Source organism: Sphingopyxis sp. 550A, assembly GCF_053569535.1.
The window spans coordinates 1,567,829-1,589,360 of record NZ_CM131615.1; the positions used below are offsets into that span (position 1 = coordinate 1,567,829).

Sequence of the window (21,532 nt, forward strand, 5' to 3'; positions counted from 1 at the left end):
CGGGAGACGTTGCGGCTACGCCCCTGCCGGATAATATTGCGCTGCGTCAAGTCGCGCCAGGCTCGCATCGCGGCCGAGCAGCAGCAACACGTCGAAAATTCCCGGAGATACCGTGCGTCCGGTCAGCGCGGCGCGCAGCGGCTGCGCGAGTTTGCCGAGCCCGATTCCCGCCGACTCGCTCGTCTCGCGAACCGCGGCCTCGATATCCTCCGCATTCCAGTCGTTCAGCCCGCGCAGCTTGTCGGTGACGCCGGCGAGCACTCCCTCCGGCGCGTCCCTTAGCACCTGCGCGGCCTTTTCGTCCACCGCGAGCGGCAGCGCCTCGAAAAGGAAGGTCGCACCTTCGGCGATCTCGTCCAGCGTCTTGGCGCGGGGTTTCAGCGACTCCATCGCGCGCACCAGCAGATCGCGTTCGGCATCGCCCAGCGCGCGGCCGACGCACTTTTCGACGCGCGGGGCGACGAGATTGGCGAGGCGGGCGTCATCGGCTTCGCGAATGTAATGGCCGTTGAGATTTTCGAGCTTCTTGAAATCGAAGCGCGAGGGCGAGCGGCCGACATGATCGAGGTCGAACCATTCGACCGCCTGCTCGCGACTGATGATCTCTGCATCGCCGTGCCCCCAGCCGAGGCGGAGGAGATAATTATTCACCGCTTCGGGCAGATAGCCCATCTCGTCGCGATAGGCATCGACGCCGAGCGCGCCGTGGCGCTTCGACAGCTTCGCGCCATCGGCGCCGTGGATCAGCGGGACATGCGCATAGACGGGCTCGCGCCATTCCATCGCGCGGATCAGCGCAAGTTGCCGGAAGGCGTTGTTGAGATGGTCGTCGCCGCGGATGACGTGGGTGATCCCCATGTCATTGTCGTCGACGACGACGCTGAGCATATAGGTCGGCGTGCCGTCGCTGCGCAGCAGGATGAAATCGTCGAGTTCGGCATTCTGGACGGTAACGTCGCCCTGCACGCGGTCGCGGATCGTGACTTCGCCGTCCTGCGGCGCGCGCAGGCGGATGACGTGCGGGGCCGCGGGGTCGCCGTCGTTGCGGTCGCGCCACGGGCTGCGGACGCGGAAGGGGACGCGCTTTTCCTGCGCTTCGGCGCGCATCGCCGCGAGTTCGTCCTGCGTCAGGTAGCAGCGATAGGCCGCGCCCCTGGCGAGCAGGTCGTGCGCGACCTCGGCATGGCGCGGCGCGCGCGCGAACTGGAAGACGGCATCGCCGTCCCAATCGAGATCGAGCCATTTCATCCCGTCGAGAATCGCGTCGATTGCGGCGTCGGTCGAGCGCGCGCGATCGGTATCCTCGATGCGAAGCAGGAACTTGCCGCCATGGTGGCGCGCGAACAGCCAGTTGAACAGCGCGGTGCGCGCACCGCCGATGTGCAGATATCCGGTCGGGGAGGGGGCGAAGCGCGTCACCACGTCGGCGCCCGTTGCCTCGGGGGTCGCTTCTGCCAGATTGGTCGGGTTTTCGGTTGCCACTGCGGCCTCTTTCACTCAATTTGCCGTTCCGGTCAGGGGGATCGGGACGGAGGATCGGGGCAGCCCCTAGCATGGCGGCAAGGTCGCTTCAAACGCCCATGTTCGCGCACGCGATTACGGTCCTCCGTGGGCTTCCGGAGCGCGCCGAGGCATGGCTCGATGTCGAGCGCGAGCGGATCGGGCTCTGGCTTCCAGTCGCGTTCGGCGCCGGGATCGCCGCCTGGTTCGCCATGCCGACGATGATGCAGTGGATCGGGTTGCTTTTCCTGCTCGCCGCAGGAGCGCTTGTCGGGGTGCTGACGGGGTGGCAGCGACGGTCGGGCCGTATCGCGGTGGTCGGCTGTGCGGTGATGGCGGCAGGGCTGCTGCTGATCTGGGCACGCGCGGCGTGGGTCGCGGCGCCGGTGCTCGCGCAACCCGCGGTGACCGCCTTTTCGGCCAGGGTCGAAGCGGTCGAGCCGCAGCCCGCGCGCGAGCAGGTGCGGCTCATCGTCCGCCCGCTACGGCGGCCCGACCTGCCGCCGCGGGTCCGGCTGACGCTTCGCGGCGATGGCGGCAGCATCGCGCCGGGCGAATTCATCGGGCTCCGCGCGCGGCTGATGCCGCCACCGACGGCGAGCCTGCCGGGTGGATATGATTTTGCGCAGCGGGCGTGGTTCGACCGGATCGGCGCGGTCGGGACGGTGCTCGGCGATGTCGCGCGGTCGCCCGGAGAGCAGCACGGTAGCCAGCCGTTGCGCGCGCGGCTCAGCGCGCATATCCACGAACAGGTCGCGGGATCGCCGGGCGGGATCGCGGCGGCGCTGGTCACCGGCGATCGCGGCGCGATATCGCCCGAGGATGACGAGGCGATGCGCCGCGCAGGGTTGGCGCACCTGCTGTCGATCAGCGGGCTGCATGTGACCGCGGTGATCGGCTTTGCGATGCTCGTCGCGATGCGGCTGTTCGCACTCAGCGGGCGGCTGGCGCTGGCGGGATATGTGCTGCCGATCGCCGCCGCGGCGGGCGCGCTGGCGGGGGCAGGCTATACGTGGCTCGCGGGCGCCGAAGTGCCGACGCTGCGTTCGCTGATCGCGGCGCTGCTCGTCCTTGTCGCTTTTCTGATGGGGCGCGAGGCGTTGACGTTGCGGCTTGTGGCGGCAGGCGCGCTGATCGTGCTGTTATGGCGTCCCGAATCGCTCGCGGGGCCGAGTTTTCAGCTCAGCTTCGCGGCGGTGACTGCGCTCGTCGCGCTTCACGAAAGCCCGGCGATGCAGCGCTTCCTCGCGCGCCGCGACGAAGTGCTGCCGCTGCGATGGGGGCGGGCGCTGGCGGGATTGCTGATCACCGGGCTGGTGGTCGAACTGGCGCTGGCGCCGATCGCACTGTTTCATTTCCACAAGGCGGGGCTTTACGGCGCGCTCGCCAATGTCGTGGCGATCCCGCTCACGACCTTCGTCATCATGCCGATGGAGGCGGCGGGGCTGCTGTTCGATAGCGTCGGGTTCGGCGCGCCCTTCTGGTGGGTGGCCGATCACGCGCTGCGCCTGCTCATCGCGCTTGCGCACGCGGTGGCCGACACGCCGGGGGCGGTCGCGACGCTGCCGAGCTTTCCGCGTTGGGGCTTCGCGCTGACCGTTGGCGGCGGGCTCTGGATCCTGATCTGGCGGACGCGCTGGCGTTGGGCGGGGGCGGTGCCGCTAGCGATCGGGATCGCGGCGTTGCTCGCGCAGCCGCGCCCCGATCTGCTCGTCACCGGCGACGGGCGCAACATCGCGGCGGCGGTGCCCGGCGGCGGCTATGCGCTGCTGCGCGACCGCGCGGGCGATTTCGTGCGCGATGCGATGAGCGAGGCGGCGGGGATCGACGCGCCGCTGAGCGCGCTCGCCGATCTCGACCATGTCGAATGCAACGCCGATTTCTGTCGCTGGCATCAGGGCGCCGACGGCGTGCAACGCGTCATCCTCGCCTCGCGGGGCCGTGACCGGATCGAGGGCGCCGAGATGGCGGCCGCCTGCGCCGCGGCCGATGTCGTGATCAGCGATCGCTGGCTGCCGCGCGAATGCATCGGGCGCTGGCTGACGATCGACCGCGACAGTCTGGCGCAAAGCGGCGGGCTGGCGATCTACCTGGGGAGCAGGCCGCGAGTCGTCGCCGCGCTACGCGCGGGCGACGAGCATCCGTGGCGCCGCCCCGACCAGCTCAGTGGTAACGACGAAGCAGTCCCGAAAGACGCCCTTGCACCATGACGCGCCCGGCTTCGTAGCGCTGCGGCTCATAGGCGCTGTTGGCGGGATCGAGCCGGATCATCTTACCCTCGCGGCGGAAAAATTTGAGCGTCGCGTCCTGCCCGTCGACCAGCGCGACGACGATGTCACCCTCGCGCGCGGTGTCGGCTTTCTGGATCAGCGCATAATCGCCGTCGAAGATGCCCGCCTCGACCATCGAGTCGCCCGACACTTCGAGCGCATAATGCTCGCCCGCGCCGAGCAGCGCGGCGGGAACCGCGAGCTGGTTGTGATCCTCGAACGCCTCGATCGGTACGCCCGCAGCGATCTTGCCGTGCAGCGGCACCTCAATGATGTCGTTCGCGGCGATCGGGCGCAGCGCGGGGGCGGGCTTGCGCAGCGGGACGATATTGTCGCGCTCGCTTACGACGGGAGCCTTGGCGCCTTCGGGGGTCTTGAGCACCTCCAGCGCGCGGGCGCGATTGGGGAGGCGGCGGAGAAAACCCCTTTCTTCCAAAGCGCTTATCAGGCGATGGATACCCGATTTCGACTTGAGGCCGAGCGCTTCCTTCATCTCCTCGAACGACGGCGAGATCCCGCTCGCGTCGAGGCGCTGTTGGATGAAGTGGAGCAGTTCATGCTGCTTGGCGGTCAACATCGCTTGTTCTCCATGATGCCCCGAATGGACCGGGCGCCGGACATAGGGAGAACGATAGTGGAACAAATCGGAACTTGTCAAGCGATGTCGATATAATCGGCCAGTTCGCCGGTGGCTTTGGCGGGTGCGCCGATCTCGCGGATCAGCAGCGCGTCGGCTTCGGCGAGCGGGAAGGTGCGGCCGCTGTCCTGCCCATCGAACAGCATGAGGCGCTCGCCGTCGCGGCGCGCGCGCAGATAGTCGCGCCGCGCGCCGCCGGGGCCAAGCGCGGTCGCGAGTGGCGCTCGCCGGATTCCGGGCAGTGGGTCGCGCGCGCCGGCGAGATGGCGGACGAGCGGGAGCAGGAACAGGGTCGCGGTGACGAAAGCCGACGATGGATTGCCGGGCAGACCGAGCAGCAGCGCGTCGCCGATGCGACCCGCGATCAGCGGCTTGCCCGGCTTCATCGCGATCTTCCAGAAATCGACGCGCCCGCCCGCATCTTCGAGCGCGCCGCGGATATGGTCATGATCGCCGACTGACGCGCCGCCGACGGTGACGATGACGTCGTGACGTCGCGCCAGATCCTTGAGAACACGCGCGATCATCGTCCGGTCGTCGCGCATGTGCAGCGGCAGGCCGACGTCGGCGGGTTCGCGCGCGAGCAGCGCCGCGAGCATCGGGCCGTTGCTGTCGGGAATCTGGCCGGGTGCGAGCGTGCGGCCCGGCTGCACCAGTTCGTCGCCGGTGGTCATGATCGCGACGCGCGGGCGCGCACCGACCGCAAGCTGCGCTGTGCCGCCCATGATCGCGGCGGCAATCGCGCCCGGGGTCAGGCGCGTTCCGGCGGCGAGGAGTCGGTCGCCCGCGGCGAAATCGCTCGCGCGGGGGCGAATATGCTGGCCGCGCGCCGGCGCATCGCCGGTCAGAGTGAGCACTGTCTCCTCGGTGGCGGCATTTTCCTGGATGAGGATAGTGTCGGCGCCATCGGGAAGCATGGCGCCGGTGAAGATGCGCGCCGCCTGGCCCGCGCCGAGCGGTGCGGACGGCGCGGCGCCTGCGGCCACCTCGCCGGTGATCCGCCATGGGCCGGGAAGATCGTCGAAGCGGATCGCATAGCCGTCCATCGCCGACAGCGGCGCCGCGGGCTGGTCGCGTTCGGCCGCGATGTCCTGTGAAAGATAGCGGCCAAGAGCTTCCGAAAAAGCGATAGTTTCCGGCGCGAGCGGCGGGCGCAAGGCGAGCAGGCGCGCCTGTGCCTCCTCGACGGCAAGCAGGCCGTTCATGCGGCGCGCCAGTCGCCCGAGCGGCCGCCGCTCTTTTCGAGCAGACGGATATCGCTGAGGATCATCGCGCGGTCGAGCGCCTTCGCCATGTCGTAGAGCGTCAGCAGCGCGACCGAGACGGCGGTGAGCGCCTCCATCTCGACCCCGGTCGGGCCGGTCGTTTCGGCCGTGGCGCGGACCGAAACGCCGGTGTCTTCCCAGTCGAATTCGACCGAAACCTTGGTGAGGGCGAGCGGATGGCAGAGCGGGATCAGGTCGGACGTGCGTTTCGCGGCCATGATGCCCGCGATCCGCGCGGTCGAAAGGACGTCGCCCTTGGGCGCGTTGCCGCTGCGGATCGCGCTCAGTGCCTCGGCCGACATGGCGATGCGACCGCTCGCGACGGCACGGCGCCGGGTGGCGGGCTTGGCGCCGACATCGACCATATGCGCTGCGCCGCTGTCGTCGAGGTGAGTCGGTTTGCTGGTCATCGGAGGCGAGCCAAGCAAGGTGGGGCGGGGAAGGCAAGGGGGATGGTGGGTTTCGGCCGGAAGCGGACGCTTCTCTCCCCTCCCGCAGGCGGGAGGGGGCGGGGGTGGGCAGCGACGTCGCGATGGCCCACCCCGCTGCGACTAACGAACAAGTTCGTAAGTCTCGCTGCCCCTCCCGCTTGCGGGAGGGGAAAGTAGCGCCATCCTTCAACGACCGCTTCCCACCCCACAGCGGAAATGTCGCTTTACCCGTTCAGGAGTGCCTTTGTCGCCGCCTCGACATCCGCCTGGCGCATCAGGCTTTCGCCGACGAGGAAGGCGTGGACGCCGCTTTGCGAGAGGCGGTGGCAGTCGGCGTGGGTGGCGATGCCGCTTTCGCCGACGAGAAGCGTGCCGGGCGGCACGCGTTTCGCCAGCCGCTCGGTTACCGCAAGATCCGTCTCGAAGGTCTTGAGATCGCGGTTGTTGACTCCGATCAGGCGCGAGCGCAGCCGCGTCAGCGCGCGGTCGAGTTCGGTTTCGTCGTGCACCTCGACGAGAACGTCCATGCCGCGCTCGATCGCCGCTTCCTCGATCTCGCGCATCGCGCCGTCGTCGAGCGCGGCGACGATGATCAGGATCGCGTCGGCGCCGATCGAGCGCGCTTCGGCGACCTGCCACGGGTCGATCATGAAATCCTTGCGGAGAACGGGAAGGTCGCACGCGGTGCGTGCCGCGATCAGAAATTCCTCATGCCCCTGAAAATAAGGCGCGTCGGTGAGCACCGACAGGCAGGCCGCGCCGCCCGCGGCATAGGCGCGGGCGTGTTCGGCGGGATTGAAATCTTCCCTTATCAATCCCTTGGACGGCGAGGCTTTCTTGATCTCTGCGATCAGGCCGAAGCCGCCCGCGCTGATCTTTGCCCGCAGCGCCGCGGTAAAGCCGCGCGGGGCGCCGGCGTCGATGCCGTCGAGGTCGGCGATCGAATAGGCCTGACGGCGTTGCGCCACTTCCTGCGCTTTGGTCGCGAGAATTTCGATGAGCTTGTTCATTTATAGGCGATCCAGCAATTGAGCAGGGCGTTGGCGAGCCCCTTGTCGATCGCTTCCGCAGCTTCCTCGACGCCGTCCGCGAGCGTTTCGGCGGCGCCCGCGACGACCAGCGCTTCGGCGGCATTGTAGAGCACCGCGTCGCGATAGGCGCCGGGCTCGCCCAGCAGCAGCGCGCGGAGCGCCGCCGCGTTCGCCGCTGCGTCGCCGCCGCGGATGGCGGTGATCGGATGGTTGGGAAGACCGGCGTCGGCGGCGGTGCTGCGCTGCATCCGTACGCCCTCGCGGGTGACCACCGCGACCTCGTTGCCGCCGGCGAGCGACAGTTCGTCGAGCCCTTCGTCGCCCGAAATCACGCGCGAATGATCGGTGCCGAGCCGGTGCAGCGCCTCGGCATAGACGGCGACATAGGCGGGACGCGCGATGCCGACGAGCTGGCGCGAAACGCGCGCGGGGTTGGCGAGCGGGCCCATCAGGTTGAAGATGGTGCGCTGCCCGATCGCCTTGCGGATCGGCTGGATACGCTTCATCGCGGGGTGATGGTTCGCGGCGAAGAGGAAGCAGATGCCCAGATCGGCGAGCTGCGCCTCGGCCATCGCCCCGGCGCGTTCCATGTCGAGGCCCAATGCTTCCAATGTGTCGGCAGCGCCTGATTTCGACGAAGCCGCTCGATTCCCGTGCTTTGCGACCGGAACTTCGCACGCCGCGACGACGATGGCGACCGCGGTCGAGACGTTGAGCGTGTGGTGGCCGTCGCCACCGGTGCCGCAGACGTCGATCGCGCTTGCGGGGGCGTCGATCGGAATCATCCGGTCGCGCATCGCCTGCGCCGCGGCGGCGATCTCGACCATCGTCTCGCCGCGGTCGGAGAGCGCGATCAGGAAGCCGGCGATCTGTTCGTCGCTCGCGTCCCCGTCGAGGATCGCCGCGAACGCGGCGGCCGCTTCGTCATGCCCCAGCAGCGCGGCGGGGTCGGGGAGCGGGCCGAGACGGCTCATGCCGCGCGCCGCGCCGCGACCGGCAGTCCTGCTATCTTCAGGAAATTGGCGAGCATCGCATGGCCGTGCTCGGTCGCGATGCTTTCGGGATGGAACTGGACGCCGTGGATCGGCAGGTCGACATGGCGGAAGCCCATAACCGCGCCGTCGTCGCTTGTCGCATTGATCGCGAGAACCGGCGGAATGTCGACGACTTCGAGGCTGTGATAGCGCGTCGCGGTGAGCGGCGAGGGGAGGCCGGCGAAAAGGCCGGTGCCGTCATGGCAGACCGGCGAAGTCTTGCCGTGCATCAGATGGCCGCGCTGGACGGTGCCGCCGAAATGCTGGCCGATCGCCTGATGACCGAGGCAGACGCCGAGCAATGGCTTGCCCGCATCGGCGCAGGCGGCGACGAGATCGAGGCTGATTCCGGCTTCGTTCGGGGTGCAGGGGCCGGGCGAGATGAGGAAGGCCGCGGCCCCGGTCGCGAGCGCCTGCGACGCGGTCAGCGCGTCGTTGCGCTCGACGCGCACCTCGGTCCCGAGCTCGATCAGATAATGAACGAGATTGAAGGTGAAGCTGTCATAATTGTCGATGACGAGGATCATGGCGGCGCCCTAACGGTTTTGCGGCGCGGGGGGAAGGGATAGAAGCTATCGGGCGGGCAACGCGGGCTTCGCCGGTGTGGCCATCGAGTGCGGCCTCCTAGTCCGCCATTCGCACCACCACCTTGCCCTTGGCATGACCCGATTCGAGATAGGCCATCGCATCGCCGATCTCGGCAAAGGGAAAGATGCGGTCGATCACCGGATCGAGCGTCCCCTCTTCGATAAGCTGCGCGAGTTCTGCGAGTTCAGCGCCGCTGGGATGCATGAAGAGGTATCGGTAGGTGACGCCATGCCTGCGCGCTTTGGCGCGGAGACCAAAGCTCGCGATCCAGAACAGCGCGGCGAGTCCGGGGCCGCGGCCGAGGTCCTTTCGCGCGGTCACGGGTTCGGGCATGCCCGCGATCGAAACGACCGTTGCGCCGGGTTTCACGACCCCGAAGCATTTTTCGAGCGTCTCGCCGCCGATCAGGTCGAACGCGCCGTCCATATCGCGCACCTCGTCCTCAAAGCGCTGCGCTGTATAGTCGATCACGACATCGGCGCCGAGCCGCTCGACGAGCGCGCGGCCGCGTGGCGAGGCCGTCGTCGTCACTTCGGCGCCGAGCCACTTGGCGATCTGGATCGCAAAGGTGCCCACCCCGCCGGCGCCGCCGGGAATGAAGACCCGGCTGCCGGGGCCGAGCCGCAATTCATCGCGGAGTGCCTGGAGCGCGGTGAGCCCCGCGAGGGGCACGCCCGCGGCGGTTTCGAAATCAAGCGACGGCGGCAGGGCGGCGAGATGGTTTGCGGGCACGACCGCATAATCGGCGAAGGCGCCCATGCGATCCTTCGGGACGCGCGCGAAGACGCGGTCGCCGGGCTTGAAGCCGCTTACATCGCTGCCGCAACTCTCGACCGTGCCGGCGAGCTCGTTGCCCATGACGACAGGAAAATCGTAGCGCTGAACCAGCTTCAACATGCCGTCGCGCGTTTTGAAATCGACGGGATTGAGCCCGGCTGCCCGGACACGAACGAGCACGTCGTCCGGGCCGGGGACGGGGCGGGGAGCCTCCGCGAGCGCGGTCATTTCGGAGCCGCCGTAACGATTGAGAAGAAAGGCCTGCATTGCCCGTTACTCCGCCATCAGCTTCGCGAGGTCGTCCTTCCAGAATTTCGCCCAGGTGTGAGTGCTATGGCCCTTCGTCTCGGCGCTGGCGGGGATCAGAATGAACTTCGCCGCCGGCATACGCGCAGCCGCCTTTTCGGTGATGCCGTAGCCGGGCGGGTTGATGAAATCGTCGGCCGAATTGATCCAGAGAACCGGCACCGCGATCTTTTCGAGATTCGCCCATGGATTATAGTTTCTTGACGAATCAAACTGATAGATGATGTCGTTCGCATCATTTCGGCCAAAGGTGCGCGCGAAGGCTTCGTCCTTGTATTTTTCCGCGGCTTCGCGCGTCGGATATTGCGCCTGCAACGCATAGGGGTTCGCGCCCGCGATCATCGACAGCGACGCCGCGGTGCGCAGCCCCGATAGCGGCGGGTCGGAATAGTTGCCGTCCTTCCACAGCGGATCCGCCTTGATCGCGTCGATCGACAGGGTGCGCCACATCCGGTTCTCGCCCGCGATTTCGACCGGCAGGCAGGCGAAGGGCGCGAGTCTTTCGGCGAAGCCCGGATGCGCCTCGCCCCAGACGAAGGCGTGCATGCAGCCCATCGAGGTGCCGAGGATCAGCTTCAGTTTCGTCACGCCGAGCTTTTCGGTGAGCATCCGGTACTGGGCGGCGACCATGTCGTCATAATCATAGCGCGGGAACGCCATTTTGAGACCGTCGCTCGGCTTCGACGAGCCGCCGTGACCGATATTGTCGGGCAGGATGACGTAATATTTGCTGGTGTCGAGGACTTGTCCGGGACCGAACAGCTCGTTCGCGAACTGCGGCTGGAAGAATTGCTTGCCGGTGCCGCCGGTGCCGTGGAGGATCATCACTGCGTTGGTGACATGGCCTTGCCGGTCGCGCTGCGGCTTGCCGAGCGTCGTGTAATGAATCCGGATCTCGGGCAGCGTTTCGCCGGTGCCGAAAGTGAAATCCTTGAGGATCGCGTCACCCTCGACGGCGCTTTCGGGCTGCGCGTGAGCGGGGCTGGCTGCGGCGAGGAGCAGGGCGAGCGGGGCGAGGCGTTTCAGCATGGCGACGAAGCTAGCGCTCGCCGGCACCGGGTCAAGCTATTGCCCGTAGTCCGCCTGGCCGGCGATACGCACCGCCTCGCGCGCCGCCGCGAACAGCGCGCCCGCCTTCGCCTCGCATTCGCGCTGCTCATAGGCGGCTTCGCTGTCGGCGACGATGCCGGCGCCGGCCTGGACGTGCATTTCGCCGTCCTTGACGATCGCGGTGCGCAGCACGATGCAGCTGTCCATATTGCCGTCGGGGGCGAAATAGCCGACGCCGCCCGCATAAGGCCCGCGCGCGTCGGCCTCCAGCTCGGCGATGATCTGGCAGGCGCGCACTTTAGGCGCGCCGCTGACCGTGCCCGCCGGGAAGCCCGCGAACAGCGCGTCGATCGCATCCCTGTCGGGCGCGATGCGGCCGATGACGTTCGACACGATGTGCATGACGTGGCTGTAGAACTCGACCGTATAGCTGTCGGTGACGGTGACGGTGCCGCCGGTCGCGGCGCGGCCGACATCGTTGCGGCCGAGGTCGAGCAGCATCAGATGCTCGGCGCGCTCCTTGGGATCGGCGAGCAAGGATTCGCGATTCTCGGCATCTTCCGCGCTCGTCTTGCCGCGCGGGCGGGTGCCGGCGATCGGGCGGATGGTGATCTCGCCGTCGCGGACGCGCACGAGGATTTCGGGCGACGAGCCGATGATCGCGAAGCCCGGCAGATCGAGGAAATAGAGGAAAGGCGACGGGTTGATGCGGCGGAGCGCGCGGTAGAGGTCGAAGGGCGGCAGGTCGAACGGAGTCGAGAAGCGCTGCGACAGCACGACCTGAAAGATGTCGCCCGCGGCGATATAATCCTTCGCCGCCGCGACCATATCGGCGAAGCGTTCGGGCGTCGTCGCGGGGATCGCGGCGATGTCGGCGGGCAGGGTTTCGGTGCCGGCGCGTTCGCCATGCGCGCTGGCGGTCGCGAGGCGCGCGGCGATCGCGTCGAGGCGGTCGGCCGCGGCGTCGATCATCCGGTCGATCGGCGCGCCGGCATCGGGCCAGATCGGCGCGATCAGGAACAATTCGTCGGCTAGCCGGTCGAAGACGAGGATCGTCGTCGGGCGGACGAACACCATGTCGGGCAGGCCGAGCCCGGCGCCCGGCGCGCGCGGGATGCGCTCGACGAGACCGATGGTTTCATAGGCAAAGAAGCCGACGAGCGTCGCGAGTGCCTTCGGCAGGCCCTCCGGCACGTCGAAGCGGCATTCGGCGACGAGGTCGCGCAGCGCCTGGAGTGCGCCGGTTTCTAAGGGCGCGAAGGCGCCCTTGTCGTGCCGCCAATCGCGGTTGATCCGCGCGGCATCGCCAGTCACCTCGAACAGCAGGTCGGGGTCGAGCCCGATCAGGCTGTAGCGCCCGCGCGTCTCGCCGCTTTCGACCGATTCGAGCACCCAGTCGCCGCGGCCGGGCTCGATCAGCTTGAGCGCGGCCGAGACGGGGGTCTCGATATCCGCGATCAACCGCTGCCAGACGACCGCGCCGCGGCCGCCCGCGAGCGCTTCGAGCGCCGCGGCCCTGCCCTCGAGGGCCACTATTCGGCGACCGGCGTCGCGCCGGTCAGTTCCTTGCGAAGCTGTTCGAGCAGATCCTTGTTGATCTTCACCCCGACGCGGCGCTTCGCCTCGCCGGCGAATTGCTCGACCAACTCGTTGCCGAAGGCGGGGGCGAGCGGCTGCGCGATCGCATCGACGCGCGCGGGATCGATCGCTTTCGGATCGGGGCGGTCGACCTGGGTCAGCGCGATCACCATCCAGCCCCGGTTGCCGGGGATTTCGAGTGTCTTGACGCTGCCCTTCGCCATCGAAAAGAGCAGCGCGAGTTCGGGCGGAACCGGCTTGCCGTCCTGGCCGAGCTCTGCACGGCGGCCGCCGATCGTCTGGACGCCGGCGTTGGGTCCGGCGGCCTTCGCGGCTTCGGCGAGGCTCTTGCCGCCTTCGACCGCCTTGACGATCGCGCGCGCCTTGTCGCGGGCGACCTTCTGCCCCTCGGCAAAGCGCCATTCGCTGAGCAGGTCGCCGCGAATCTGCGCGAAGGGCGGCGGCGCCGCCGCGACGATCGACTTCACCGAATAGACGGCGAACTTCTCATTCTCGACCAGCGTCGCGAGCTGCGCTTCGCCTTCGCCGCTGGTCTGGAAAGCACCGCTGATCATCGGCGCATATTCGGCCGCGAGCGCGAAGCCCGGCGTGCCCGGCGCGCGGCCGCTGGGGAGCAGGGCGGGGGTTTCCTCAACCTTGAGCTTGCGGTCGGCGGCGATCTCCTCGATCGAGGCGCCGCTGTTCACCGCGTCCTGAATCGCGTTGTAATAATCGACGATCGCCTCGTTCGCCTTGTTCTTGCCGAGTTCGACGCGAATCTCGGGCGTCGCGGCGGCGAGATCGCGGGCGGGCTTGGCCGTGACGCCTTCGACGCGGGCGACGACCCAGCCGAGGCCCGACTGCACCGGGCCGATCAGGTCGCCCTGCTTCGCCGCAAAGGCGGTCCGGGCGATCGCATTGCTGGCCGTCGCGGCATAGGCCGATTGCGTCAGCTCGCCGGTCGTCGAGGCCGAAAGCCCCGCGCCCTGCGCGGCGGCGGCGAGCGATGCGCCGCCGCGGACTTTCGCGGCGATGGCGTTCGCGGTGGCCTGATCGGGTGCGATCACCTGCGCGAAGCGGCGCGTCTCGCTGGCGGCATATCGCGCGGCATTGTCTTTATAGGCTTTGGCGATTTCGGCATCGCTGACCGCGGGGACCGGAACGGCGCTGCGGTCGAACAGCGCATATTGCACCACGCGGCGTTCGGGCACCGTGAATTTGGAGACGTTCTGCTTGAGGAAGGTCTGGAGCGCGGTGTCGCCCGGATCGTTCCTGGGCGCGAAGGCACTCGCCGGAATGAAGGTCGCCTGACCCTGCCGCGCCTCGAGCAGAAGCGCCGCATAGGGACGCGCGACGCCCGGCGACAGGCGGGGAACCGTGCCGATCGGCACGCCGATCTGTTCGAGCAGCAACTGCTGCCGAAGTTCCTGGCGGAGCTGCGCCTCGGTCATGCCGTTCTGGCGCAGGAAATTCTCGAACGTCTTTTGGTCGAACTTGCCCGACACCCCCGAAAAGGCCGGAATGTCGGCGATGCGGCCGTCGATCTGGCGTTTGCTGACGCTGAAGCCGATCTTGGTCGCGAACTGATCGAAGGCCAGGCCGTCGACGAGCTGGCCGAGCACCTGATCGAGCCCGCCACCTTCGACGAAAGCCGCCATGGTGAGGCCCGGCTGCTGCTGGCGCGCCTGATTATACGACTGGCGCACGCGGTCGCGCAGTTCGCCGAGGCCGATCTCGCGATTGCCGACCTTGGCGACATTGGCGCCGCCGAGCCCGCCGAACGAGGCGTTGCCCGTCACGTCGCCGAGCGCGAACAATATGCCGATCAGGACGATGAAGGCGAGCGCGATGAACTTGCCGATCGTCGAACTGAAAAGGTTGCGGAGGTTCGTGATCATGAAGCGGTCAGTCTTTCGGCAGGCGCGGATGTGCGCGGTCGCGCGCTGCTTTAGGCGGGACGGGAGAGCGCATCAAGGCGGGAAAGTGCGAGCGCTCGTGACCGGCTTGCCTTGGCGGCTCTCGCGCCGCTAGGGGGAGCCATCGGATCGATGAACAAGGGAATGGGCGATGACGCGGCGCAAATATGTGGTCGGCAATTGGAAGATGAACGGGCTGATAGCCGCGCTCGGTGAGGCGAAGGCGATTTTCGCCGCCGCCGAGGCGCATCCTTCGGTCGATGTCGCGCTCTGTCCGCCGTTCACGCTGATCGGCGCGATGGTTGCCGCGGCGCCCGGCGCGGCGGTCGGCGGGCAGGATTGTCATGCATCGGCCTCGGGCGCCTTCACCGGGTCGGTCGCGGCGCCGATGCTTGCCGATGCGGGGGCAAGCCTCGTCATCGTCGGGCATAGCGAGCGGCGCGAGGGATTCGGCGAAAGCGACGCCGACGTCCATGCCAAGGCCGAAGCGGCGCTTGCCGCGGGGCTTTCGGTAATCCTGTGCGTCGGCGAGCCGCGCGACGTGCGCGAATCGGGCGGAGCGATTGCGTATGTGCTGGCGCAGGTCGCCGGGTCGCTGCCCGGCGATTTCGATCCGGCGCGGCTTGCGATCGCCTATGAACCGATCTGGGCGATCGGAACCGGACTGGTGCCGACCGTCGCCGACGTCGCCGATATGCACGGGGCGATCCGGGCAAAGCTGGGCGAGCAGGCCGGCAGCGATGCGGCGCGGGTCATGCGCATTCTCTATGGCGGGTCGGTCAACGGTGAGAACGCCGCCGAGCTGCTGGGCGCGGGCGACGTTGACGGCGCGCTGGTCGGCGGCGCGAGCCTGACCGCGGCGAAGTTCGGGCCGATCGTCGAAGCGGCGGCCAGTCTCTGATCGTCGCCCCCGCGAAAGCGGGTGCCGCCATCGGCCTTGCGCAAGGTTGCCAGCGGCCCCCGCCTTCGCGGGGGCGACGTATGGGTTGAACCCCCGCCGCTTCGTCTCTATGTGCGCCGCGGGCGTGGTCCGCATGGGGCCGCGCAAGGTCCGGGAAATATCATGTCCAGTCTCTTCACCTTCCTGCTTGTCGTCCAGGCGCTGATCGCCGCGGTGATGATCGGCGTCATCCTGATGCAGAAGTCGGAAGGCGGCGGCCTGGGGGTCGGCGGCAGCCCCGCGGGGCTGCTCTCGGCGCGCGGCGCGGCGGATTTCATGACCCGGGCGACCACGGTGCTCGCGACCTTGTTCGTCGGCCTGTCGATCGTTCTCGCGGCGCTGGCCTCGGTGGGCGGTGCCGGCGGCTCGACGATCGATACGTCGCTGTCGAAGACCGCGCAGCAGAACAGCGGCGCGCCCGCCTCGTCGCTGACCGGCGCAGCGCAGAACGCCCCGGCCCAGAGCGCTCCCGCTTCGGACGATCCGCTCGCGGCCGCATCCGCCGCGGCCAGCCAGAAGGCGGCTCCGGCCCCGACCGAAGCGCCCGCCAAGAAATAAGCCGGTAAATCCCCGGACAGCTTCGGCTTTCCGGCTTCGCACGCGCGGCGGCGGAAAAATTTCCGCGTCGGGCGATTCGACGGCTTGCGCCGTCCCCCTCCTGTTGAGTAAGTCTTTCCTCCCATGGCGCGGTTCATTTTTATCACCGGCGGCGTGGTCTCCTCGCTTGGCAAAGGTTTGATGGCGGCTAGCCTCGCGGCCTTGTTGCAGGCGCGTGGCTATCGTGTGCGTATCCGGAAATTCGACCCTTATCTGAACGTCGACCCGGGAACGATGTCGCCCTATCAGCATGGCGAGGTCTATGTGACCGACGACGGGGCCGAGACCGACCTCGACCTTGGTCATTACGAGCGTTTCACCGGCGTCGCGGCGCGACAGAGCGACAATGTCACCTCGGGCCGTATTTATCAGCAGATCATCACCAAGGAGCGCCGCGGCGACTATCTGGGCGCGACGGTGCAGGTGGTTCCGCACGTCACCGACGCGATCAAGGCCTTTGCCCGCGCCGAGACCGACGACCTCGATTTCGTGCTGTGCGAGATCGGCGGCACCGTCGGCGACATCGAATCGTTGCCGTTCATCGAGGCGATCCGCCAGCTTCGCAACGAGGAGGGGCGCGAGAATACGCTGTCCGTCCACGTCACTTTGGTGCCCTATATTGCCGCCGCGGGCGAGCTGAAGACCAAGCCGACCCAGCATAGCGTGCGCGAGCTTGCCTCGCTGGGCGTCCAGCCCGACGTGCTGCTCTGCCGCTGCGAAAAGCCGTTGCCCGAGGGCGAGCGCGCGAAGATCGCGCAATTCTGCAACGTGCGGAAGGAAGCGGTGATCCCGGCGCTCGACGCCGATTCGATCTATTCGGTGCCGGTGCAATATCATGGCGAGGGGCTCGATTCGGAGGTGCTGCGCGCTTTCGGCATCCATGATGCGCCCGAACCCGACCTGACTGCCTGGTACGACATCATGGATCGCAAGCAGCACCCCGAGGGTGAGGTCACGATCGGCGTCGTCGGCAAATATGTCTCGCTGCCCGACGCCTATAAATCGCTCAACGAGGCGCTGGTCCACGGCGGCATGGCGAACCGGGTCAAGGTCAACATCCGCTGGCTCGACGCCGAAATGTTCGAGGAAGGCGACCTCGCGGCCAGACTGGAGCCGATGCACGGCATTCTTGTGCCCGGCGGCTTCGGCGAGCGGGGGTCCGAAGGCAAGATCGCGAGCGTCCGCTTCGCGCGCGAACAGGGGGTGCCGTTCCTCGGCATCTGCCTCGGCATGCAGATGGCGTGCATCGAGGGCGCGCGGAACACGAGCGGGATCGCCAAGGCGTCGAGCACCGAGTTCGGCACTACCGACGAGCCCGTCGTCGGCCTGATCACCGAATGGATGAGCGCCGAGGGCCTTCAGCAGCGCGGCGCGAACACCGATATGGGCGGCACGATGCGGCTCGGCGCTTATGACGCCAAGCTGTCGCCGAACAGCCATGTCGCTAGCATCTATGGCGCGAACGACATCAGCGAGCGCCACCGGCACCGTTATGAGGTTAACGGAGCGTATCGCGAAGCGCTCGAAAAAGGCGGTCTGGTCTTTTCAGGCCTGTCGCCCGATGGCATGCTGCCCGAAATCGTCGAGCGGCCGGACCATCCGTGGTTCATCGGGGTGCAGTTCCACCCCGAGCTCAAATCCAAGCCCTTCGATCCGCATCCGCTGTTCAAGGGGTTCATCGAAGCCGCAGTGAAGCAGAGCCGGCTCGTCTAACGCAAAAGCAAAGGGATGACAGGGGCATGGATCACGCGAAACTCGCTGCACTGCAGGGCCCCGATAGCATATTCTCGGGCCTGACCGTCGAGGATTGGGCCGAGATCGCCAGCCGGTCGGTGCAGATCAGCTTCGCCAAGGGCAAGGAATTGCTCGTTCAGGGCGACCCCGGCGACATGATGTTGATCCTGACCGAAGGCACCGCGCGCGTGTCGATGCTGACCGCGGGCGGGCGCGAGATCGTCCTTGCCTATGCCGAGCCCGGCGCGGTGCTGGGCGAGATCGCGCTGCTCGACGGCGGCGAACGCACCGCCTCGGTAACCGCAACGAGCGCGGGGAGCGCGCTTCAACTCGGCCGCAATGCGCTCAAGGATTTTTCGGCGAGCCATCCCGAATTCACCTGGTCGCTGATGCAGCAGCTCGCGCGGCGGCTGCGCACCGCCGACCAGACGATCGAAAGCGACCGCGCCTATGCCTCGGGCCCGCGGCTCGCGCGCTATCTCAAGCGGCTGATCCGTAAGGATGCTACGGAAAATACGCACCGCGTCGAATTGAGCCAGACCGAGCTCGGCAATTTCGCGGGGATGAGCCGCGAGCATATCAATCGCCAGCTTCGCAGTTGGGAGGAATCGGGCGTGATCTCGCTCGAGCAGGGGCGGGTGAGGGTGCTCGATACCGAGATGCTCGAGGATATCAGCGAGAGCGAGGGGTGAGTCCTCCCCTCCCTGAAAGGGAGGGGCTGGGGGTGGGTGGCCGCAGGCGTTCTGGCTTGAACGCATACCCACCCCGCTGCGACTGGGCAGCAAGCTGCCAAGTCTTCGCACCCCTCCCTTGCAGGGAGGGGGTGTCCGTGTTCCCAGCTATCTTCGTGCCAGAATCACAACGCCCGGGCCTCTGACGAGACCCGGGCGCCTGTGACGAACACTCGCCATCCCCCTTTGTTGCAAGCCCGGCGAAAGGCCTGCACTCCCTGGAGCCGGGCCTTTGGGCCGCGTTGAACCAGAGAGTGTGGGCTAGGGCCATGGGGGGAGTTTGTCACCCTTCGGCACGCTTATCGCGTTTCTTTTGGCCCGGCCTGTGGCCGATGAGCAACATATTATGCGAATCGTTCGCAACTGAGTGGCGCCAGCGCTCCTTGCCAGCGACGCCGCCGCTGCCTAAAGCGAGGCCATGACCGCACCGCGCATTGCGCCGAAAAGGCCGCTCGCCCCATGATCCTGCGTGCGTATGAACGCGCCATCTTCAAACGCTATCTGCTCCCCCAGCGCGGCGAAGGCTTCATCTTCGTCGCCGCGGCGTTCAGCTTCATCGCGGTGACGCTGGGGGTCGCGGCGCTGGTGATCGTGATGAGCGTGATGAACGGGGTCCGGTCCGACCTGTTCGACAAGATCGTCGGATTGAACGGCCATGCCGTGGTGCAGGGCTTCGGCGGGCGGCTGGACGACTGGCAGGACGTGCTGAAGCAGGCGAAGGCGACACCGGGGGTGGTCTCGGCGACGCCATTGATCGAGCAGCCGCTGCTGGCGAGCTTCAGCGGGCGCGTCGAAGGCGTGCTCGTGCGCGGGATGACCGTACCCGACATCCGCAAGAACGACGTTCTCGGCGGCAAGGTGCTGCAGGGTAGCCTCAATTCGCTTGTCCCCAATTCGGGCAATGTCGCGCTCGGCAGCGAGCTGGCGCGCAATCTGGGGGCGGTGGTCGGCTCGACGGTGACGATCATCAACCCGCAGGGGCGCTCGACGCCCTTCGGGACGGTGCCGCGTGAAATCGCCTACCGCGTGTCGGCAATCTTCGAGATCGGCGTCTATGATTTCGACAAGGCTTATGTCGTGATGCCGATGGAGGATGCGCAGCTCCTGCTCCTGACCGGCGATCAGGTGGGGATGATCGAGGTCAAGGTGACCGACCCCGACAAGGTCGGCGCCATCCTGCAGCCGCTTGCCGAAAAGGTCGCGGCGAAGGCAGTGATATCCGACTGGCGATCGATGAACGCCAGCTTGTTCGAGGCGCTGTCGATCGAGCGCGTCGCGATGTTCATCATCCTGTCGCTGATCATCCTGGTCGCGGCGTTCAACATCATCTCGTCGCTGATCATGCTGGTGCGCGCCAAGATGCGCGACATGGCGATATTGCGGACGATGGGGGCATCGCGCGATTCGGTGATGCGCATCTTCATCGCGATCGGTCTCGCAATCGGGGTCGCGGGGACGCTGATGGGGATGGCGATCGGCTTCGGCCTGCTCTTTTTCCGCCAGAATGTGCTGCGCGGGTTCGAGATCATCACCGGGCAGTCGCTGTGGGACCCGTCGATCCGCTTTCTGACCGAACTGCCCTCGAAACCCGACCCGTTCGAAATCGCCGGGATCGCGGTGATGACGATCGTCTTCAGTTTCCTCGCGACGCTCTATCCCGCCTATAAGGCCGCGAACACCGATCCGGTGCAGGTGCTCCGCTATGAGTGATGTCCTCCTCGAACTCACCGAACTCAAGCGTAGCTTCACGCAAGGTGACGTCACCATCGAGGTGCTGCGCGGAATCGACGCGAATCTTCGCCGCGGCGAGATCGTCGCGCTGCTCGGCCCGTCAGGGTCGGGCAAGTCGACGATGCTGCAAGCCGTCGGCCTGCTCGAAGGCGGATTCGAGGGGACAATCCGCATCGACGGCGAAGACGTCACCCGCCTGGGTCAAGGCGAACGGACGGAGACGCGGCGCGAGAAGATCGGCTTCGTCTATCAGTTTCACCATCTGCTCCCCGACTTCACCGCGATCGAGAATGTCGTGCTGCCGCAGCTCATTCGCGGTGCCGGGCAGAGCGAGGCCGAGGAACGCGCAACCGACCTGCTCGGACGGCTGGGGCTCGCCGAGCGATTGCATCACAAGCCGAGCAAGCTGTCGGGCGGCGAACAGCAGCGCGTCGCGGTGGCGCGCGCGCTGGCGAACCGGCCTTTGCTCGTCCTCGCCGACGAGCCGACGGGCAACCTCGACGAAGCGACCGCCGACCGGGTGTTCGACCAGTTCGTGAAACTGGTGCGCGATCATGGCTCGGCGGCGCTGGTCGCGACGCACAACGAGCGGCTGGCAGCGAAGATGGACCGCGTGCTGCGCTTGCACGAGGGGCGGATAGAGGGGTAAGCTATTCCCCAGAAACCCCTCCCGCAAGCGGGAGGGGCAGCGAGAGTTACGAGCTTGCTCGTTACTCGCAGCGGGGTGGGCCAGCGACGGAGCGATTGCCCACCCCGCTGCGACTAGGCAGCAAGCTGCCAAGTCTCGCTACCCCTCCCGCTTGCGGGAGGGGGTGCAATCGGGGGAAGAAACTATGGCTTTATACGATCTTTCGGCGAAGCTGCCCGGCGGCGGATCGCAGTCCTTGGCCGATTATCGCGGCAAGGTTCTGTTGATCGTCAACACCGCGTCGAAATGCGGCTTCACTCCGCAATATGAGGGACTGGAAGAACTCTACCGCGATTACAAGGACCGCGGGTTCGAGATACTGGCCTTCCCCTGCAACCAGTTCGGCGCGCAGGAGCCGGGCGATGCGGCGGAGATCGCGAATTTCTGTTCGTTGACCTATGACGTGACCTTCCCCGTGATGGCGAAGATCGATGTCAACGGATCGGACGCCGATCCGATCTTCAAGCATCTGAAAGAGGAAAAGACCGGTTTGCTCGGCAGCGGGATCAAGTGGAATTTCACGAAATTCCTGGTCGACCGCGACGGCAAGACCGTGTCGCGCCACGCCCCGACGACGAAGCCCGAGTTGCTGCGGAAAGAGATTGAGGAATTGCTGGGATAATGCCCGGCCCTTCGTCATCGTGAGCGTAGCGAAGCAATCCAGGGCGGCTTACGCCTACTCTGGATTGCCGCGTCGCCTTCGGCGCCTCGCAATGACGATTTGTGAA

General features: G+C 67.1%; 19 protein-coding genes. 8 read left to right on the forward strand and 11 right to left on the reverse strand.

The window, feature by feature from the left end; genetic code table 11:
* Positions 1-15: 15 nt before the first annotated feature.
* Positions 16-1,482, reverse strand: a complete 1,467-nt coding sequence (gltX, locus tag ACVENA_RS07600; RefSeq protein ID WP_449328279.1) for a glutamate--tRNA ligase — start codon at positions 1,480-1,482, stop codon at positions 16-18.
* 98 nt (positions 1,483-1,580) lie between these two features.
* Here gltX and ACVENA_RS07605 point away from each other — a divergent pair, with 98 nt between their 5' ends.
* The gene (locus tag ACVENA_RS07605; protein ID WP_449328280.1) at positions 1,581-3,710 is read left to right on the forward strand and encodes a ComEC/Rec2 family competence protein; all 2,130 of its coding nucleotides are present in this window, start codon (positions 1,581-1,583) and stop codon (positions 3,708-3,710) included.
* Here the strand turns inward: ACVENA_RS07605 and lexA are convergent.
* The 10 genes from lexA to ACVENA_RS07655 all read right to left on the reverse strand — a co-directional run bounded on the left by lexA (position 3,664) and on the right by ACVENA_RS07655 (position 14,365).
* Entirely contained in the window at positions 3,664-4,347 is a 684-nt protein-coding gene (lexA, locus tag ACVENA_RS07610) for a transcriptional repressor LexA (protein WP_449328281.1), read from the reverse strand. The two genes, ACVENA_RS07605 and lexA, sit on opposite strands and share 47 nt — an antisense overlap.
* A 77-nt stretch (positions 4,348-4,424) precedes the next feature.
* Positions 4,425-5,612 (reverse strand): molybdopterin molybdotransferase MoeA, encoded by a 1,188-nt coding sequence (locus ACVENA_RS07615; RefSeq protein WP_449328282.1) that lies wholly within the window; start codon positions 5,610-5,612, stop codon positions 4,425-4,427.
* Positions 5,609-6,082, reverse strand: a complete 474-nt coding sequence (gene moaC, locus ACVENA_RS07620) for a cyclic pyranopterin monophosphate synthase MoaC (RefSeq protein ID WP_449328283.1) — start codon at positions 6,080-6,082, stop codon at positions 5,609-5,611. Before moaC ends, ACVENA_RS07615 begins: the two co-directional genes overlap by 4 nt.
* A 245-nt stretch (positions 6,083-6,327) precedes the next feature.
* On the reverse strand, positions 6,328-7,113 hold the full coding sequence (gene trpC / locus ACVENA_RS07625) for an indole-3-glycerol phosphate synthase TrpC (RefSeq protein WP_449328284.1): 786 nt from the start codon (positions 7,111-7,113) through the stop codon (positions 6,328-6,330).
* Complete coding sequence (trpD, locus tag ACVENA_RS07630; RefSeq protein WP_449328285.1) at positions 7,110-8,108, reverse strand: anthranilate phosphoribosyltransferase; 999 nt, start codon at positions 8,106-8,108, stop codon at positions 7,110-7,112. The genes trpC and trpD overlap by 4 nt, the downstream gene beginning before the upstream one ends.
* A complete protein-coding gene (locus tag ACVENA_RS07635) occupies positions 8,105-8,695 on the reverse strand; it encodes an anthranilate synthase component II (RefSeq protein ID WP_449328286.1) in 591 nt (196 codons plus the stop codon). The genes trpD and ACVENA_RS07635 overlap by 4 nt, the downstream gene beginning before the upstream one ends.
* Positions 8,696-8,792: 97 nt before the next feature.
* Entirely contained in the window at positions 8,793-9,800 is a 1,008-nt protein-coding gene (locus ACVENA_RS07640; protein ID WP_449328287.1) for an NADP-dependent oxidoreductase, read from the reverse strand.
* 6 nt (positions 9,801-9,806) lie between these two features.
* On the reverse strand, positions 9,807-10,868 hold the full coding sequence (locus tag ACVENA_RS07645) for an alpha/beta fold hydrolase (protein ID WP_449328288.1): 1,062 nt from the start codon (positions 10,866-10,868) through the stop codon (positions 9,807-9,809).
* 36 nt (positions 10,869-10,904) lie between these two features.
* Positions 10,905-12,422 carry an anthranilate synthase component I family protein gene (locus ACVENA_RS07650; protein WP_257549750.1) on the reverse strand — a complete coding sequence of 506 codons (1,518 nt, stop codon included), beginning with the start codon at positions 12,420-12,422 and terminating at the stop codon, positions 10,905-10,907.
* Positions 12,422-14,365, reverse strand: coding sequence for a SurA N-terminal domain-containing protein (locus tag ACVENA_RS07655; protein WP_449328289.1), 1,944 nt, complete (start codon positions 14,363-14,365; stop codon positions 12,422-12,424). The genes ACVENA_RS07650 and ACVENA_RS07655 overlap by 1 nt, the downstream gene beginning before the upstream one ends.
* A 169-nt stretch (positions 14,366-14,534) precedes the next feature.
* Here ACVENA_RS07655 and tpiA point away from each other — a divergent pair, with 169 nt between their 5' ends.
* From tpiA to ACVENA_RS07690, 7 genes are all read left to right on the forward strand, one after another.
* Positions 14,535-15,284, forward strand: coding sequence for a triose-phosphate isomerase (gene tpiA / locus ACVENA_RS07660; protein ID WP_449328290.1), 750 nt, complete (start codon positions 14,535-14,537; stop codon positions 15,282-15,284).
* 162 nt (positions 15,285-15,446) lie between these two features.
* Positions 15,447-15,881, forward strand: coding sequence for a preprotein translocase subunit SecG (gene secG / locus ACVENA_RS07665; RefSeq protein WP_449328291.1), 435 nt, complete (start codon positions 15,447-15,449; stop codon positions 15,879-15,881).
* 123 nt (positions 15,882-16,004) lie between these two features.
* Positions 16,005-17,633, forward strand: coding sequence for a CTP synthase (locus ACVENA_RS07670; RefSeq protein WP_449328292.1), 1,629 nt, complete (start codon positions 16,005-16,007; stop codon positions 17,631-17,633).
* Between the two features lie 26 nt (positions 17,634-17,659).
* A complete protein-coding gene (locus ACVENA_RS07675) occupies positions 17,660-18,346 on the forward strand; it encodes a Crp/Fnr family transcriptional regulator (protein ID WP_257549761.1) in 687 nt (228 codons plus the stop codon).
* Positions 18,347-18,844: 498 nt separating this feature from the next.
* Complete coding sequence (locus ACVENA_RS07680) at positions 18,845-20,095, forward strand: lipoprotein-releasing ABC transporter permease subunit (RefSeq protein ID WP_449328293.1); 1,251 nt, start codon at positions 18,845-18,847, stop codon at positions 20,093-20,095.
* The gene (locus tag ACVENA_RS07685) at positions 20,088-20,765 is read left to right on the forward strand and encodes an ABC transporter ATP-binding protein (RefSeq protein ID WP_449328294.1); all 678 of its coding nucleotides are present in this window, start codon (positions 20,088-20,090) and stop codon (positions 20,763-20,765) included. Before ACVENA_RS07680 ends, ACVENA_RS07685 begins: the two co-directional genes overlap by 8 nt.
* 184 nt (positions 20,766-20,949) lie before the next feature.
* Positions 20,950-21,426, forward strand: coding sequence for a glutathione peroxidase (locus ACVENA_RS07690; RefSeq protein ID WP_449328295.1), 477 nt, complete (start codon positions 20,950-20,952; stop codon positions 21,424-21,426).
* Positions 21,427-21,532 lie beyond the last annotated feature (106 nt).

Coding starts and splice junctions, on each gene's coding strand:
- ACVENA_RS07605 (WP_449328280.1), top strand. CDS start 1,581: ATGTTCGCGCACGCGATTACGGTCCTCCGTGGGCTTCCGGAGCGCGCC.
- lexA (WP_449328281.1), bottom strand. CDS start 4,347: ATGTTGACCGCCAAGCAGCATGAACTGCTCCACTTCATCCAACAGCGC.
- ACVENA_RS07615 (WP_449328282.1), bottom strand. CDS start 5,612: ATGAACGGCCTGCTTGCCGTCGAGGAGGCACAGGCGCGCCTGCTCGCC.
- moaC (WP_449328283.1), bottom strand. CDS start 6,082: ATGACCAGCAAACCGACTCACCTCGACGACAGCGGCGCAGCGCATATG.
- trpC (WP_449328284.1), bottom strand. CDS start 7,113: ATGAACAAGCTCATCGAAATTCTCGCGACCAAAGCGCAGGAAGTGGCG.
- trpD (WP_449328285.1), bottom strand. CDS start 8,108: ATGAGCCGTCTCGGCCCGCTCCCCGACCCCGCCGCGCTGCTGGGGCAT.
- ACVENA_RS07635 (WP_449328286.1), bottom strand. CDS start 8,695: ATGATCCTCGTCATCGACAATTATGACAGCTTCACCTTCAATCTCGTT.
- ACVENA_RS07640 (WP_449328287.1), bottom strand. CDS start 9,800: ATGCAGGCCTTTCTTCTCAATCGTTACGGCGGCTCCGAAATGACCGCG.
- ACVENA_RS07645 (WP_449328288.1), bottom strand. CDS start 10,868: ATGCTGAAACGCCTCGCCCCGCTCGCCCTGCTCCTCGCCGCAGCCAGC.
- ACVENA_RS07655 (WP_449328289.1), bottom strand. CDS start 14,365: ATGATCACGAACCTCCGCAACCTTTTCAGTTCGACGATCGGCAAGTTC.
- tpiA (WP_449328290.1), top strand. CDS start 14,535: ATGACGCGGCGCAAATATGTGGTCGGCAATTGGAAGATGAACGGGCTG.
- secG (WP_449328291.1), top strand. CDS start 15,447: ATGTCCAGTCTCTTCACCTTCCTGCTTGTCGTCCAGGCGCTGATCGCC.
- ACVENA_RS07670 (WP_449328292.1), top strand. CDS start 16,005: ATGGCGCGGTTCATTTTTATCACCGGCGGCGTGGTCTCCTCGCTTGGC.
- ACVENA_RS07675 (WP_257549761.1), top strand. CDS start 17,660: ATGGATCACGCGAAACTCGCTGCACTGCAGGGCCCCGATAGCATATTC.
- ACVENA_RS07680 (WP_449328293.1), top strand. CDS start 18,845: ATGATCCTGCGTGCGTATGAACGCGCCATCTTCAAACGCTATCTGCTC.
- ACVENA_RS07685 (WP_449328294.1), top strand. CDS start 20,088: ATGAGTGATGTCCTCCTCGAACTCACCGAACTCAAGCGTAGCTTCACG.
- ACVENA_RS07690 (WP_449328295.1), top strand. CDS start 20,950: ATGGCTTTATACGATCTTTCGGCGAAGCTGCCCGGCGGCGGATCGCAG.